Genomic DNA, 16,650 nt, shown 5'->3' with positions numbered 1-16,650 from the left:
GCCTGATCGAATCAGTGACACTCCTTATATAGCTGTATTCTATACCAGCCATGTAATCGTTGTCAATACTCTAGTTCTGGAATACGGATATGCTGCTTTGGAGCTGATTTAACACCAGTCGATGTTGGTGCCTTTTATTTAAATTGATAACAAATCGCATATTCTATTCATTTGCAGTTTTGATTTTCTGAGCATCATAATAATATCGAATCATAATATCCTGATCGTAGTTACCAAAGCCCTTGCCAAATAGGGTAAGCCCCCCGCGTCCCGCGGCGCTTTCCTCCGGGTTTAATCCAAACGTCCAATAGGTGGCCGTCTGGAGCTCCAGGTCTGCAATGGAAACATCCGATATTCGCTGGCTATCCATAAACGTGCCTTCCTCATTAATGCGCAGCACTTTCAATACTCCATACTGGTTAACGTCCAATTTCCACCATAATGGTGTATGCTTCCCCTTGCGATCACCGAAGTCACCCGGACTAGTCCATGTGCCGAGATCATAGCCGTTAAGTGTAAAGCGAATATCGGACGGCCAGTTTTCATTGACTTTAGGAGCTTCAGAGCTGAGTTCAAGTGAGATTTCAATCTCTCGAAGCTGCTGATCATTATGCAGATAATTGGGAATCTTATATTCAACGAAACCTCTGGCCATCCAAAGAATACCGGCATTCACCCGATCCGGGTCCATGAAGCAGGCGGGGGTATCAAATTGTCCGATCACTTGAGTTGTTGTTGCAATTCCGCAGGTTGGCCATGCTTCATAATCTGTATATTGCCCCACCGGAATGGATACTTCGTGATAAGAAGTGTCCGCAGGCACGGGTGGTGACAGACTGATGGTCATGAATTCTCGCACAATAAAACAATATTTGTAGGTGCCACCGTTCTCCCGTTTCATTCGGCTGCCCACAATGCCTGCTTTTTGCAGCTTGCTGACATGTGTACTGACGATGGCTTTGCTGAGATAAAGCTCCCCGGCAAGAGCATTAATGTGCATCTCTCTGTTTTGCAGCAGCAGCCGCACAATATTCAGACGCGCTTCACTTGCTAGCGCCTCGTAGACAAGCAATGAAGCTGCATCGGTTCCAAGCATCATAAATTCCACTTCCTTGGTGTCATATGTTTTTCTTTCAGGGTTTAGATGTCCTATTTTTCGAATTTAGAATTCGTTATTTAGCGAACTGAGTAAAATGAACTTGCTCAATATAATAGCATTATGATACATATTAGATAACAAATCAATATGTTGATTTTGCCTTTAAGCGAATTCAAATTAAATGAAGATGACGTAGTTGTATCACAAAAAACACTAATTCAAACTTGTGGAGGTTTTCGCTATGTTACAATCCAAAATGCTGATTGATAAAGATTTTCAAATCGCTGAAGTAGATCCGCGTGTATATGGCTCATTTATTGAACATCTGGGGCGGGCTGTATACGGAGGTATTTATGATCCAGGCCATCCAACGGCAGATGCACAGGGCTTCCGTCAGGATGCTATTGAAGCGATCAAAGCTCTGAATGTACCCGTCGTTCGTTATCCGGGCGGTAACTTCGTATCCGGGTATAACTGGGAAGATGGCGTTGGGCCAGTAGCAGAGCGCAAGCGTAGACTAGAGCTCGCTTGGTGGACAATTGAAACCAATGCGGTGGGCACAAACGAATTTGCGGATTGGGCCAAGCTGGTGGGTACCGACGTGATGATGGCTGTTAATCTGGGAACACGCGGCATTGATGCAGCCCGAAATCTGGTTGAATACTGCAACCACCCATCCGGCACGTACTGGAGTGACCTGCGTATCTCCCACGGCTACAAAGACCCTCATAAATTCAAAACGTGGTGTCTCGGTAACGAAATGGACGGTCCATGGCAGATTGGTTCGATGACAGCATATGAGTACGGACGTATTGCCAATGAGACCGCTAAAGCGATGAAATGGGTTGATCCAGAGATCGAACTCGTTGCATGCGGCAGCTCGAGCCGTGACATGAAAACATTTGCAGATTGGGAAGCAACGGTGCTGGATCTTACTTATGACAATGTGGATTACTTGTCCCTGCATCAGTATTACAACAATAACAAAGACAACACGTATGATTTCCTTGCGACATCACTGGATCTGGATCAATTCATTGATAGTGTTGCTTCAATCTGTGATTTTGTACAAGCCAAAAAACGCAGCAAGAAGAAATTGATGCTCTCTCTGGATGAGTGGAACGTCTGGAACTCCATCGGAACTAGCCGAATGGAAGAGCGTTGGCAGATTGCCCCGCCCGAATTTGAAGATGTATATACACATGAAGATGCACTTGCCGTGGGATGTTATCTGATTACAATTCTGAAGCACGCTGACCGTGTAAAAATGGCTTGTCTTGCGCAGCTCATTAACACCATTGCACCAATCATGACGGAAAATAACGGAGCGATCTGGTTCCAGACCACATATTATCCGTTCCTGCACGCTTCCAACTTTGGACGCGGAACGGTACTGCGTTCGATCACAACTTCACCTAAGTATGACTCCAAAGAGTTCACTGATGTGCCTTATCTTGAAGCAATCAGTGTACATGATGAGGAAAATGGCACCATCACGATCTTTGCGGTGAACCGCCATCTGGATGAGTCAATGGAACTGAATGTTGATCTGCGTTCCTTCGGAGAAACAACATTTGTAGAGCACCTCGTGCTGGAGAGCAACAACATAAAAGCAACCAACACCAAAGAAAATCCACATAATGTACTGCCTCACAACGGTGGACACACAACCGTGGATCAAGGTAAAGTGCAAGCTGTGCTGAACAAAGCTTCCTGGAACGTAATTCGTTTGAAAACAACGAAAAAGGCTTAGTCATCGCGTTCTTGACTCTGCTACAATTCATTCAGCATTTTCTATATTGTGTGCTCACACCCCGTACTTACATGTTGTACGGGGTGTTTTTTTTATTTTTATCATGCGGTTGCTGTGACCGTGGTTAGGGCTACCCATTCTTGCTGTTCTTCCTAAATGCAAAAATGCAAACAAGCCGCTCTCCACCTCATGTCAGAGAGCAGCAGCTTGCAGTTTCCTTCGTTCCAATCATCTCTTTCAACTTACCTCTTCAATTGAATCTCGTTTAATCAACCATTATGCCTCTTGCACTTCCGCCTCTGCCTCAGACTGGGCTGCTTGAGCTTGGGCTGGAGTCATCAGACCCTGTACAGCCCCCATAAACGGCTGGATCTGTTTGATCATGCCGTAGCCCATTTTCACAACAGGTACGAAACGCTGGATCATGCCAAACAAACGCATTCCGCCTCCGAGCATTCCGCCAATCCCTCCAGCACCGCCAAGTCCACCAAAGCCGCCCAACAGGGAGCCCATCATCGGCATCAAGGATGACACATGAGCTTGACTCGACGATGTACGAGAAATAGCCCGAGATCGTGCGGCTGGCTTACGAGCACCATTAACCTTTTTCCGGCTTCGGGAGGATGCGGTTCTGCCAGCTCCGGCTGGTTTGGGTTTCATTTTAGGAGAAGCGCTACGTGTAGCACCTGCTGTTTTGGTATTTATTGTTTGTGTTTGCGCTAGTTTTCCGCCCCCGGTCATCACTACGCCCTCGCTGTTAACGCCAGAGATGTACCCGATGTACGTTTCGCCATTATGAAGTGTCACGCAGACCGGACGATCTTTGAATCGTTTTGCCTTGTCGTGTATTTCACTGGTTCTAGCCATGGAATTCACCTCACTTGACTTGATCTACTCTAGTCTACGCAATGGGTGGACGACTTGCCTGTGCGAATAACTCATCCGTGTGCCGAAAGAGCCGGAAGAATAACTCCTCAAGTGATGCTTATCCTGGCCCTAGCTGAAACTTCTTCTCACAATCAGCCCGTGGATTATTTCCTCGTGACTTATGAGACACAACTAACTCTCCGTCATATAGAATAGAACAGCTTATCCAGCTGGCACCATCATTTGTTCTTGCCCGGACATGAGTGGAGGTTAGGGGGATAAACGTATCTTTGGGAATAACAAATGTCTCTTTATATGGAAGCTCGACAGACTCTAAATACATACTCTGCGGATGTTTTCGTGCATTGATCTCCACCTCCAGATCAACAGCCGAATTACGATCACTGTCAACATGCACTTCAACGAGGATTACATCCGTGACCTGCGCAGCCTTTCTTTTTGACACCTCACGATCCGTACCTTGTAATGTATCTTCTGTTGTCCCACATGCTGAACATAACATTAATAGACCTGCCAACAAGGCGGGAAGCCCATTATTCTTGCTCTTTTCTCTGGATGGATTATTATTCATGTACGTCGTCCTCTCTTTGTTTCAAAAAAAAGCTGATCATCTCATCTACATAAGACATGAATTCATTATCCATACCCATCACGACAGGCGCCGCATGATCCCCCGGTTGAATAAGTGCCCAATACTTGTTAAGCAGTGTTTCATCCCCAGCAAATAGCTCTAGTCCCAATTCGTACAGCTGACCGGCAATGATTTGAGCTTCGGAAGTATGTGGAGATGAGGGCATCATAGATCCTACACGTTCAAAAATGGTTAACAGTTGCTCCATTCGCGGATCATTACTCCCGAGAACAGGCAGCTGATTGAATATGTCTATTTCCTGTGAAGTCAAGTGTAACTCATCACTGAAATCAGGAGGTATTATGCCTTCTTGGAGAGGACGATTTTCCAAATGGGAAATAATCCGCAGTAATTGTTCAAGATCAGTCATTCCGTTGAATCGCACTGTCTGGATGGTAGATCTGAGATAGTATTGCTTGCGAGTCAGTTCTTCTTTTTTTTGTTCAATCAGCTCTATTTGTTCTTGAAGAGACGCGACCCAATTTTCGTTTTCGCCCATATTGTTTTGCTTCTGTAACAGCTCTTTAATTTGTTCTAGTGTGTAACCAATGGATTTCAGCAGGAGGATTCTTTGAAGGCGAAGGATGGCAGTTTCATCATAGTAACGATACCCGTTATCTGTAATATGTGTAGGCTGGAGCAATTCAATTTGTTCATAGTAATGGAGTGTTCTTTTGCTGATATTAGTTTTTTTCGCTAGCTCTCCAATCAGAATGATATACATCACCTCTTCCTGAAACCATTATAAACAATAACGTATACGTTACTGTAAAGCCCGTGAGGCATAAATTAATCAATATGGTTCAAAAAATATAAAAATCCTGGTCGGGTTAAACATCCTGCATACTCCTATACAGTAAAAGAACACATTACGCCCCATCGCGAATGTGTTCTTCATTATCATTTACTTATTGTGCAAGCTGCTCCTTCGTATAATATCGTTCGGCTTCTTTCGTCATGATGTACCTGTTAACCCCTCTGCTTGCCTGAATAGCTTTGGAAGCATATTCTGCTGCCTGCTCCAAATGATTTAATCTGCGTTCAATCTCAGCCAGAAGTGCAAAGCGCATCCACTCTTTTTTAATGGAAGTCAGATGTGCCCTGGCCCGCTCACTGTTCCCTTCCTCTGTAAGTAAAATGGTCTCATAGTATGTACGGTAATCTGATCTGCGCATCTCGCGAACCGCTTTTCTCAACGTGAACATATCCTTACGATAGGACCCATACGCAGCCTGATAGTTTGCTTTTGTTGACTTGCTGGCGCGCGGATCACTCATCAGTTTTTCGATTGTCTGCTCCACTTCCTCATCCAGTCTATTGGCAGTGGCGTAGAAAATGTAAATGTACGGCTTATGCTGTTTGTTTCGCAAAAAAGCGTCTAACCGATTCATTCGCGTCTCCCAAGCCATCGGGTATATAACGTGAATTGTAAACGCAATCAGTGTGGTGAAGAGCACTACACCCAAAACTAGAATAATCGATTGGTCATTCCACAACATCACAAGGGTAAATAAAAATACAGCAACATAAATAATAACTTCCCGCCTATCCACTGCTAACCTCATTCCTCTCCATATCATTTTCTCTAATAAAATCTCATGAAGTTATTAGTATAACAGAAATACATCCTTCTTTTGTATAATATTAGGGGATAAAACTCCAAAAAGGTGATACACATATCACCCTCGGAGTTCTTGAATGAACTTACCTATTTAATGTACTGGTTTAACTTACTTCCTTCAATCAGAGACAATCACGGAGCCCGTTTTGTGAGAAAATCCTCAATCTCATCCATATAACCATCCGTCGTTATACTTCGTGGAGCAAACAGGAAGCGAAGCCCCATCTTCCATTCAGAACCTGCTATAGATGTGGGTAACATCGAATGCTCTGTATGCTGGAGCGTCTTGACATGCAGCCAATAAGAAGGCTGAATTTCCTTGCGATAAGTGCGTTCGGTATCTTGAATATCTACATTCACATCATCTTCTCCCAGCAGGAGCAACACCGGGCTTTTGAAATTGCGCAGACTCTCGGTGGCATCGGAATTGAAGTTTTTGCTGACAAAACTCCAGCGTTCCCTGGACATCGGCTCTTCCCCATTGCGAACAAGCTTCATATATTCCTCATAGGAACCATCATGTTTTAAAAGCTCTTTGATCTGGTTCTCATATTCGACCTGTACCTCAATCTCCTGAGATGTATGACCATCCTTGGCCATTTGACTCCGTGTATTGTATTCTCCTTGCTTCAGCCAATTGATGGCTGGCGATACGAGGATGCTGAATGCGAGATGATCCTTGCCTGCGAGTTTAGGAATAACCCAGCCGGCCTGACTTGCTCCCCATACGCCGATCCGGGTACCATCAATAACTGACTGCTGCTTGGCCCAGGCAATCGCTTGCTCCGCTTCAACCACCCGATCATCTATGCTCTGATTAAGCCAGTTGCCTTCGGAGCCCCCAATTCCGCGCTTGTCGAGCGACAAGGAAGCATAGCCAATTGAAGCAAGGCGCTCCCATAACGGCCTGTAACCCTCGCTATGCGTTGCATCAATCGGGCCATCACCGTGGATAAAGAGCACGAGGCCAAGTTTCTCCTTTTCGCTAACTTCCTTGGGAAGTGCAAGTATGCCCGTCAATTTGCCTTGCGGCGTTTGAATCTCAACAGATTGCTCCACCATGTTATAATCCTGCTCAGCAACGATATACGCTCCGGTACCTGCAAACAATACTGCGATGATAAGCAACGCAATCCATATTTTTTTACGTTTAAGCTTGCTGGGTTTCAATATAGTCGTCTCCTTTGCGGGTCATATAGTACCAATGATGTTCACCAAGCAGCAGGCCCGTAAGCAAACTGCTGGCACGGTTTTGTGTATGAAAATGAACACGTTCGTACAGTCGAATCGCATGCTCGTTGTGCCGAGCTACATGCAGGCTGAGATAAGATAGCGACGTTCTTTGCAGCATGTATTGCTGGGCCCAGTCCAGCAGTTGTTTAGCCACGCCTTTACCTTGATGTACCGGGTGTACGACGAGATCCTCGATATAACATTCTCCCGCGGAAGGCTCATGTTTGAGCAGATGTATGCCTGCAAGTATACAAACCATCTTCCCATATCCGATGTGACTGCATGCTTTCCACCACTCAAAGCTGGTTCTTTTTACGTTTTCCACTCCCGCTCCTGCTTTCCATTGCAGACCCAGCGTACCTGTAACCACATTGTTCTCCAGAGTGACAACCCGCAGACTATTGGCCTGCCTTGGTTCGTGAATTAATAATTGTTCAAATGCCATAGCCAAATCGGAGATAGATAATGAAGAAGAACGCTGGAATTTATGTCCGAATCCATGTGCCATCAGCTCAGCAACATCCTCGTAGTGCTCAGGCGTTACAGCCTCAATCTGAATGGACTGAGGTTGAACAAGCTTGGTATAGATATGATCGCTCATGCGTGCACTTCCTCCGGGTTGCAAAGATACGAGAACAATTCATAATGAAGCTGATTCGGTGTAAACAAGGATAAATAGGATTTTTCCACCATAAGTAAAGGACCTGAGCACATGTAGCCCATCTGTTCAGCATGAGCATAGAATTCCTGGATATGTGCGTGAAGCTGTTCTTCGTTCTGCACCAGAAAAGTCCGTGATACATATGAACCTGCTGGCAGCAGCAGATCATATGCACCTGTTCCTATCCGTGTGTACATGCCAACATTGCCAGATTCGTTGTACACATAATGGATATCCTTTTCGAACAAATTTGGAATTTTGCCTTGATGCTGCAGTAATTTCTGTGCATTCAAGCTTTCAGTAGCCCCCATCTCAAACCATAATGTGAGCGGGAGTGCTTCCCGCTGTACAATGGTAAACGCTGCTTCCTCTATTTCGGAAATTTGCTCTCTCTCCACCAGCAGCTTTTCAATAAAGTGCTTGTTTTCCTGTAATCTTCTAATTTCAGCTTCTGTATTTGCCAATGCTTGATGAAACAGCGGTGTAATCTGCTCTGCGGTCAAATGAGACAGGCATTCTTTGATAACCTGCACAGAGAAGCCCATCTTGCGCAGCAATAAAATATGAGCCAGCCGATATATTTCGTCCATGCCATACATCCGATATTGATTTTCCCCTGTATATGCCGGATTGAGTATGCCTTTCTCCTCAAAATAGCGGATCTGATGTGTGGATACTTGCATCAGCTTTGCCAGCTCACTAATTGTAATCTCACCCTGCATCCCATTCATTGTGATCCCACCTTTGTTGTTCTGTCTGTCGTTAGCATAAACCTTAGGTCTGACCTAAGGTCAAGCGTTATTTTCATTTCATTGTGACCTGTGATGTATACCTCAATACACGCAAGAAAAAAAGCATGCCGTTTACCGGCCTGCTCCTTGCTTGCAAATATGGTGAAAATACGGTGTGAAAATGAGATCGCCCCCTTATTTCCTGGAGTGAATATGTCCTTTACGCTTTGCACGAATTAACATAGGGATGGCAATCATTAAACTGATTAGAATTGGTACAATAGAAGCTTCAAGTCCGAAGCTGCCGCCTGTCAGCAAGGCTGGCCCTGACAGCTCTACATCAAAAAAGCCTTGGGAGACAATCCCCGAAACCGGAATGCCCAGCATACCCTCCACTGCATTCCAAGCAAAATGAAGTCCAATCACAAACCACAAATTGCGTCGCCACAGAAAGCCTGCCCCAAGCAGAACACCTGCCTCAATGACAATCGCAATTGAACTCCATAGCGTTGCCCCCGGGTTCGGCAGATGAGCCAGACCGAAGAAAAGAGACGTTACCGCCAGAGCGATCCAGCTTCCACCCCGCTTCTCGATCGCCTGCAGGAACAAACCACGAAAGATCAACTCCTCTACTACAGCCGCGCCAATCGCCACAGCAATAATCGAACCGGCTGCGTGCTCAGCCGACCATGTGAAGCGGTAACCGCCAAGCAGCATAATGATCAACGCAGAGGCTGCAATCAGCAGCAATCCGACTATCGCACCGAGCATCAACTCGCTTGCTGCCCGCTGCATATGTAATTCCTGTACCTTTCGATCAGCCATGAATTTCATAATTAACCGGTATATTGCGATAGATAGAGCGCCTCCCGCAAGCGCGAGCACAATCGACATCATACCATCTGCAGCAGTGAACAGCTGTTGAGTGATGAACCCGGAAATCCCCAGAAGAATTGCACCTGTAAGCATCCATACGAGCGGGAACCGAATGACTGTTCTCATCTTCTTTTTCATCTTCACAGAACCTCCTTCCACGAGTTGGACTGGCTACTTCTATTATATATCTATGTTGTGCAGATGGCTTTAGAGCTATATTCCAAACATGCGACAGCAGTGACTACGCTATACATCCCAGACAATAATGGCGCTGTGTGGAGGGACACCCGTAACCTCTAACGCAAAAAAAGCCGCCAATTGCGGCTTTTCTTCTTCACAGGTTAAGCGCCCTGATCTCCAAGCATCTGCAGTTCAATTTGTTTCATCTCATAAAAATAACCCTTTTGACTCATTAATTCATCGAACGTACCCGTTTCCACGACTCGTCCCTGATCCATCACCACAATCTGATGCATCTGTTCAAGTCCAGTCAACCGATGACAGATGAGCAGCAGTGTATCATTCACTGCTTGGGCCATCAGATTCTTCAGTACACGAGCTTCTGTTACATAATCCAGCGCAGATGTAGGCTCGTCCAGCAGCCATAATGTTCCTGGTCGAAGCATTGCTCTTGCTATAGCCAGCCGCTGCTTCTCGCCGTCGGACAGATTTTCTGCCTTTTCATAAACAAAGTCCTCTAACGCCAGATGCTGTAATTGAACGGCTTGCAGGACAGCAAGCAACCGATCTTCCTCCCTTTCCTCATCCAGATTCTGATTATCGGAGAGCAGATTGTCCCGAATCGTCCCACGAAAGAAATGGCTCTGCTGCAGCACAACGTGAGTATTACGCCAGATGCTCTCTTCATGGTGTTCGCTGATCGAGACGTTGTTCAGCTTCAGAACACCGGAGGTTGGAGTGCGCAGCTTGAGCAGCAGGTCGAGAATGGTGGATTTTCCTGAGCCGCTGGGCCCGACAATGGCCGTTTTGGAGCCGGGTGCCAAATGAAGAGAAACCTCCTTCAATGCTGCACGCCACTCTCCCTCATATTGAAAAGAAACGTTACAAATCTCGACCTCAACCGCCGACCGCTCGGAGTACATGCATGGTTCCCAAATCCTTTCCTGATTCGGATGAACTGGTGCAACTCGGACATGCTGCTCATCACGCGGGGGTGCGGTTTGGGCAAGGCGTTTGGCTGCATACTCACTGTCCTGTTTATATGCAGGCAGTACAGCCATTGCTGCTGATTCTTCGAATACCGTCTGTGCCGCCAGGATCAGCATGGCAAGGAATACACCCGACAGCTCTCCCTTTCCGATCAGTACTGCACCGAGTACAAGCACTCCCCAGGTTACAAGGTAGGTGATCATGACATGCATCGACTGCCCTCGGAGCAGCTGCGTAGCTGATCTCTGCTGTTCACTGGCAAGTGAAGCGGAAGCATGCTCCAGCATCTGCTCCCGCTGTGCGAGTTGTCCGTATATTTTCAGATCACGGAAGCCATATAACACCTCAGTCACTTCTGTAGAGAGTGTTGCCCGATGTTGCCGCACCTGATCATTCAGTTTACGCTGCCAGCTCACGACCAGTCCGGGTACAACAAACGCCGTAATCAGCATGCCTGCTACAAGCAAACATGCCATCCAGAAGGAATACACGGCTGTAAATATGACGGTGCACAGGAACACCATAACCACCATCACCGGAGGATAGGCTACACGCAAAAAGTAATGCTGCAGGCTTTCCACATCACCCACGATACGTGCGAGCAGATCTCCGCTTCGATTCTTGTTCAATATGCCCGGAGTGACTGGAATCAGCCTGGCAAAAAATGTGGTGCGCAAACGACTCAGTATTGAGAACGTTGCCCGATGTGATGCCAGTCGTTCCCCATAGCGGCTTGCCGCACGCACAAATCCTAGCAGCTTGACCATAGATGTAAGCACAATCAGCGTGTACAATGGCGGCGCAAAAACCGTCTGAGAGATCATATATCCACTGGCGGAGAAAAGTGCTACTCCCGCTGTACCCGCAATAAATCCGAACATAATGGATAACAGAATATCTTTGCGTTCTTGCATCATGGCTTTGGATAGGACGGCGAGCTCCTTCACCTTCATGCGATCCCTCCTTTTTGTTGCATATGAACCATCTCCGCGTAAGCAGGTAATCTCTGAATCAGCTCCTGGTGTGTTCCCTGATCTGTCAACACGCCATCTGCCATAAACAAAATTCGATCCGCTTGCTGAATGGTATACAGCCTGTGTGCGACAGTAATCATCGTTGCATTCCGGGCCAGTGATGTAATAGAGCGCTGTAGAATTCGCTCGGTCTGGAGATCAAGTCCAACTGTCGGTTCGTCGAACAAAATAACAGCTGGCCGTTTCAGAAAAGCACGAGCAAGAGCAAGCCGTTGCTTTTCCCCGCCAGACAATCCTCTTCCTGCTTCTCCCACAGGAGTGTCCAGGCCGTTTTCCAGCCCGGCAATCATGCCTGCAAGTCCTGCCTGCTCAGCCGCTTCTTCAATGTCCTGTCGGGATACATTCTTCCATGCACCAATAGTGATATTTTCAGCAAGCGTACCTGCAAAAATATACGGGTGCTGCGTAATATAACTGATCTGACTGAACCAGTCGGCTTCGCGCGATTGCGAGAAAGGTCTTCCATTAATGAGCACGGTTCCTGATGTCGGTTGTAATAAACCTGAGATAATGTGCAGCAAGGTTGTTTTCCCGGAGCCACTTTTCCCAACGATTGCTATTTGTTCCCCTGCTCTAAGCTCAAGCTGCTGTATGTTAAGCTCAAAACCCGCTGTACCATAGTGAAAACGGAGACTCTCAAGCTCAATCGTTGGCGCTACAGAAGATACCGAAGATGCAGATGCATTCTCGTCGGATGCGCCAGTTGCTTCTGGTCGCGACTGAATCAAGTGACTGGACATGTCCGTCTCTTCTATCATGTGCTCTATCTTCCGAATAGCCCCCATACTTGTGCGTCCGCTGTGAAAGGCTGTTCCCGTATTTTTGAGCAGACTGTAGAATTCGGGAACGAGCAGCAGCACCAGAAATGCCGTATGGAAGGTCATGGATTGGAACACAAGCAGCTGCAAGGCAAGCTCCAGCGCAACGATCCCGATGCTTAACATGACAATCGCTTCCAGCATGAACGTGTTGGTGAACGCAATTTTCAGAATGCTCATCGTTGCATCACGGAACCCCAGACTGCTGCGTTCAATCTCCTGCTGCTGACGTTCCGCACGACCGAATAGTTTCAAGGTCACCAGCCCTTGAAGAGAATCCAGAAACGTTCCCGAGAACAAGGCCAGTTGCTCATACTTCTCTTCAGACTTATGTTTCGTTTGCAGGCCTACCAGAATCATAAAGAGCGGAATAAAGGGTGCAGTGCACAGCATAATCCAGCCTGTATTCGCATGTAAGGTGAATGCAGCCGTTAATAGGAGAATGGGAATTATCGCTGCCTCCATCATACGCGGGGTGTACTGACTAAAATAACTATCCGCTTCATCCACCGCATCCAGTGCTACACTGACCTTCCCTCCCGTTTGCCCCTGTAATGAAGAGAACATGGAGGCCCGGGTCAGGTGCTGCAGCACGATGGCTCGCATTTGTGTCTTGGCACGGGCTGCCATATGCAGCCCTACCTTTCCGTTACCGTACATAAGCAGGGTTCGAATCATCATAACAGCAAGCAGCGTGCCAAGTAGCAGCATAATTGAGTCGAGCGTAGCTTGCTCCACAAAGATTCGCTGGACCGCCTCGGCTGTTAAGACGGCCTGAGTGATCACTGCTGCGCCAAGGGCCAGTGAAAAGATCATAAGGAGAAGCCTGCTTTTGCGAAGTGATGACATTTGCTGCTGAATCAGCGTAGATCTGCGCCGACCCGTTTTTTTCCTTTGCCGCTCAGCCTGCTGGTTTATAGGTTGTTCGGGCTGTGGTTTCCTTTGCCTTTTCACAGGGTACCCTCCTTATCTTTTTCCTTTGACATAATCGGCATCAAATAGAAACAGCTTGAACACCAGAATCAGGGATGGAATGAGCAGACATAGCCCACCAATAAATACAACGACAAGGGCGAAGCCCATCGCCGGCGGGGTTGCACTGCTCTGAATGGTAATATACGGATCAAGAATGTAAGGATACTGACCGATACCATAGGCGAAAAAAGCACAGAAAAATTGCAGCATAATGCTAATAAATGCAAGTCCATAGCGGCGACCATTATACAGCAGCCACATTGCAATCATGAAAAACGCAACAGATAAGGCTAGAAGCCACCAGAGATCCATCATATTTTGAAAATGACGTTCATTGTGCTGTCCCAGATATATAAAGGAGGTCAGGGCCAGAATAATCGTTGGTGTACTCCAGAACAAGGCATAATTCCGCATCAGTTGAAGTGCAGCATGGTCCTCTGCTCGCGAAGCGTAAAAGGTTAAAAACGACCCGCTGATAAATAATACCGACACGATGGCGAGCCCGACAATGCTCCAGGATAACGGATTAGTCAACAAGGCCCAATAATCGAGTGACACGATCTCCCCCTGCTTCAGAATGAATCCCCCTTCCGACAAGGTCAGGGCCACGGACAAGGAGGCTGGAATAAGCAAGCCCGTTGCTCCGTATAAGAACAGATAAACGATGTTGTTCTTGGAGCCATAATTCTCAAAGGCGTAGAACGAGCCACGAATCGCGAGTAGAATAACGGCTATACTGCCCGGAACAATGAGCGCTGCGCCATAATATGAAGCCGTATCTGGAAAAAAACCGATGATGCCAATATAGAAAAATACAAAAAATACATTTGTAATCTCCCATACGGGGGATAAGTAACGAGAGATTAAACGATTAATCAGATGATCCTGCTTGGTGAGGCGTGCGTAAAAGGCAAAAAATCCGGCTCCGAAATCAATTGACGCAACGATCAGATATCCATATAGGAACAGCCAGAGCACCGAAATACCAATCAATTCATAGCTCATCACGAACGCCCTCCCTTCCCTGCTTCTATAGCTTGATCTTGAACTTCCTTCGTCTTCAGCCATTTCTCCATCTCAAGCTCGGCAGGGTTGTTATTGAACAAACGCTTCAGAACGAGCGCACATATCACACCCAGTACGATATACAAGAGCAGAAACACAAAAAATAAAATGCGTACACTCGGGGATGTTGTAGCCGCCTCCTCCACACGCATGTATCCTCGAATAATCCAGGGCTGTCGCCCGATCTCGGCATAAAACCAGCCCATCTCGACTGCCAAAAAGGCAAGCGGTGCGCTAAGAGCAACCAGTCGAAGCAACCATTTGTTGAGGGCATTGCGCTTCTTCCAAAACACAAACAGAAAATACAAAGCAGAAACAGCTAACAGTGCAAAGCCGATACCTGCCATCAGATCAAAGAGATAATGCACCAGCAGCGGCGGCTGCTCATCAGGTGGAAACTCGTTCAGCCCGGTGACCTCGGCATTAAAATCTCCAAAGGCTAAAAAACTGAGCACCTTGGGCAGATGCAGTGCACCTATAATTTCATGCTCGGCATTCAGCCAGCCTAGCAGAATCAAATCCGCGCCAGATTCTGTCTCAAAGTGCCACTCTGCTGCTGCCAGTTTCTCCGGCTGATGCTCAGCCAAAAACTTGGCAGATACATCACCAGCGAGCGTATTTAGCAAGCTGAACACCAGAACAACAGCCATCATCAGCTTTAAGCCTTTTTGATGATAAGCTGATGGGCCTCTCCTGAGCATCGCCAGTGCGGCGATGCCCGCAAGCAGAGCTGCCCCGGTAACATAAGCAGAACTAAGCACATGAAATACTTTGGAGAACGAGGCTGTATTCAACATGGCCTGCACCGGATTAACGGCCAAGAACTGTCCTGCCTGCATGACAAAGCCTTCGGGCTGATTCATAAAGCCGTTTACTGTTGTAATAAATACAGCCGACATGCCTGCTCCCGCCACAACAGGAATGCTTAACAGCCAGTGAATGTACGGATTTTTGAACCGATCCCATGTATAGAGATAAATGCCCAGGAAGATGGCCTCGAAGAAAAAAGCAAATACTTCCATAAATAACGGCAATGCGATGACATTGCCAGCCAGCTTCATAAAGTTGGGCCACACCAGAGCAAGCTGCAGGGATATCGCCGTGCCAGTCACCACACCTACCGCTACTGAAATAACAAATCCTCGCGACCACCTCTTGGCCATCAGTATGTAATGAGGGTCCCTCTTGCGAATTCCGATAAGTTCTGCAATCGAGATCATCAGGGGGATACCCACACCAAGTGTTGCAAAAATAACGTGGAATCCAAGGGTCAGACCGGTTACAAGTCTGCTCCATAACACCGTATCAATTGCCATCTTGTATTGCCTCCTCTGTTGTAAAATAGGTTTGTTACTCCTGAACTAAAGTTGTTTACTCATGCAAGCAGGTGATTATCAGCTCTGATATAAACCGAAGTAAGGAATATGCCATCATGAGAAATAATTCACAAAACAGACAATAGCGATAGGTTGTCACATGTTTTGTACGTTTTCTTCCGCATCAGTTGCATGGCTGCGCGATCCGCCACATCAGAAACCCGGCGCTCCATACCTGCTTGCAGCTGATAATGGTGCAACTCCGTATTAGGCTCAGACTTAATATTCAAAATTAGTATATCCTCAATTTGAAGCAATTCAATCCATGACACGCCTTCGTCTCTAAACGTTCAAGAAAGGCTCAACACTTTCTGACAAGTTGGTGAAATTCTTCACAACCACCCTTTCGGGCTATTGATCTATTGCATGAAAGCAATTATGTACTCATGGATTTGTGTTACACTGAAGAGGCTTGCCTGCTACCTGATCCAGCAATACTGCATTATTCGATTGAACTTATAAGGAGTTGTCTTATTGAATCTTACTGAAGGTCAATTTGATCATCTGTCGGAGACGCCGCGATTAGTGATCCGCCCATGAGCATGAGGAATGGATAGATCACCTGGTTTATTACAAAAATCTGTGATGAGGACTTCCTTGAACGTGCGTCATTCGTCTATAATGCATATCTAAAAAGCAGCTGCCCATTCAGAGCAGCTGCTTCCTTGTATTTAATCAACTATCAATTAAACATGTAATAATGTGACTTTTATAAAATA

15 protein-coding genes are annotated in these 16,650 nt (G+C 46.6%); 1 reads left to right on the top strand and 14 read right to left on the bottom strand.

Annotated features, from left to right (window positions below; genetic code table 11):
• Positions 1–163: 163 nt before the first annotated feature.
• Entirely contained in the window at positions 164–1,099 is a 936-nt protein-coding gene (locus tag DFQ00_RS16465) for an ArsR/SmtB family transcription factor (protein WP_110897581.1), read from the bottom strand.
• A 241-nt stretch (positions 1,100–1,340) separates the two neighbouring features.
• Here DFQ00_RS16465 and arfA point away from each other — a divergent pair, with 241 nt between their 5' ends.
• Positions 1,341–2,852 (top strand): arabinosylfuranosidase ArfA, encoded by a 1,512-nt coding sequence (arfA, locus tag DFQ00_RS16460; RefSeq protein WP_110897580.1) that lies wholly within the window; start codon positions 1,341–1,343, stop codon positions 2,850–2,852.
• A gap of 276 nt (positions 2,853–3,128) precedes the next feature.
• Here the strand turns inward: arfA and DFQ00_RS16455 are convergent, their stop codons facing one another.
• From DFQ00_RS16455 to DFQ00_RS29225, 13 genes are all read right to left on the bottom strand, one after another.
• Positions 3,129–3,719 carry a hypothetical protein gene (locus DFQ00_RS16455; RefSeq protein WP_110897579.1) on the bottom strand — a complete coding sequence of 197 codons (591 nt, stop codon included), beginning with the start codon at positions 3,717–3,719 and terminating at the stop codon, positions 3,129–3,131.
• A gap of 118 nt (positions 3,720–3,837) precedes the next feature.
• The gene (locus DFQ00_RS16450) at positions 3,838–4,311 is read right to left on the bottom strand and encodes a hypothetical protein (protein ID WP_110897578.1); all 474 of its coding nucleotides are present in this window, start codon (positions 4,309–4,311) and stop codon (positions 3,838–3,840) included.
• Positions 4,304–5,095, bottom strand: a complete 792-nt coding sequence (locus DFQ00_RS16445; protein ID WP_110897577.1) for a MerR family transcriptional regulator — start codon at positions 5,093–5,095, stop codon at positions 4,304–4,306. The genes DFQ00_RS16450 and DFQ00_RS16445 overlap by 8 nt, the downstream gene beginning before the upstream one ends.
• A 184-nt stretch (positions 5,096–5,279) precedes the next feature.
• Positions 5,280–5,924, bottom strand: coding sequence for a hypothetical protein (locus DFQ00_RS16440; protein WP_110897576.1), 645 nt, complete (start codon positions 5,922–5,924; stop codon positions 5,280–5,282).
• A 200-nt stretch (positions 5,925–6,124) separates the two neighbouring features.
• Complete coding sequence (locus DFQ00_RS16435) at positions 6,125–7,162, bottom strand: alpha/beta hydrolase family protein (protein ID WP_244213875.1); 1,038 nt, start codon at positions 7,160–7,162, stop codon at positions 6,125–6,127.
• Positions 7,143–7,826 carry a GNAT family N-acetyltransferase gene (locus DFQ00_RS16430; protein ID WP_110897575.1) on the bottom strand — a complete coding sequence of 228 codons (684 nt, stop codon included), beginning with the start codon at positions 7,824–7,826 and terminating at the stop codon, positions 7,143–7,145. The genes DFQ00_RS16435 and DFQ00_RS16430 overlap by 20 nt, the downstream gene beginning before the upstream one ends.
• The gene (locus tag DFQ00_RS16425) at positions 7,823–8,617 is read right to left on the bottom strand and encodes a MerR family transcriptional regulator (RefSeq protein WP_244213874.1); all 795 of its coding nucleotides are present in this window, start codon (positions 8,615–8,617) and stop codon (positions 7,823–7,825) included. Before DFQ00_RS16425 ends, DFQ00_RS16430 begins: the two co-directional genes overlap by 4 nt.
• Before the next feature lie 195 nt (positions 8,618–8,812).
• Positions 8,813–9,631 (bottom strand): CPBP family intramembrane glutamic endopeptidase, encoded by an 819-nt coding sequence (locus DFQ00_RS16420; RefSeq protein ID WP_110897574.1) that lies wholly within the window; start codon positions 9,629–9,631, stop codon positions 8,813–8,815.
• Between the two features lie 203 nt (positions 9,632–9,834).
• Positions 9,835–11,610, bottom strand: a complete 1,776-nt coding sequence (gene cydC, locus DFQ00_RS16415; RefSeq protein WP_110897636.1) for a thiol reductant ABC exporter subunit CydC — start codon at positions 11,608–11,610, stop codon at positions 9,835–9,837.
• Positions 11,611–11,612: 2 nt separating this feature from the next.
• Positions 11,613–13,364 (bottom strand): thiol reductant ABC exporter subunit CydD, encoded by a 1,752-nt coding sequence (gene cydD / locus DFQ00_RS16410; RefSeq protein WP_110897635.1) that lies wholly within the window; start codon positions 13,362–13,364, stop codon positions 11,613–11,615.
• Positions 13,365–13,481: 117 nt separating this feature from the next.
• Positions 13,482–14,495: a cytochrome d ubiquinol oxidase subunit II gene (locus tag DFQ00_RS16405; RefSeq protein ID WP_174812089.1), complete on the bottom strand. Its 1,014-nt coding sequence runs from the start codon at positions 14,493–14,495 to the stop codon at positions 13,482–13,484.
• On the bottom strand, positions 14,495–15,871 hold the full coding sequence (locus tag DFQ00_RS16400; RefSeq protein ID WP_110897572.1) for a cytochrome ubiquinol oxidase subunit I: 1,377 nt from the start codon (positions 15,869–15,871) through the stop codon (positions 14,495–14,497). The genes DFQ00_RS16405 and DFQ00_RS16400 overlap by 1 nt, the downstream gene beginning before the upstream one ends.
• A gap of 128 nt (positions 15,872–15,999) precedes the next feature.
• Positions 16,000–16,161 carry a hypothetical protein gene (locus DFQ00_RS29225; RefSeq protein WP_167433748.1) on the bottom strand — a complete coding sequence of 54 codons (162 nt, stop codon included), beginning with the start codon at positions 16,159–16,161 and terminating at the stop codon, positions 16,000–16,002.
• Positions 16,162–16,650 lie beyond the last annotated feature (489 nt).

The organism is Paenibacillus barcinonensis (assembly GCF_003217495.1).
In the GTDB taxonomy this organism is placed as follows: Bacteria; Bacillota; Bacilli; order Paenibacillales; family Paenibacillaceae; genus Paenibacillus; species Paenibacillus barcinonensis.
The sequence above is the reverse complement of the archived record's forward strand: the minus strand, read 5'-3'. Positions and strand labels throughout refer to the sequence as shown.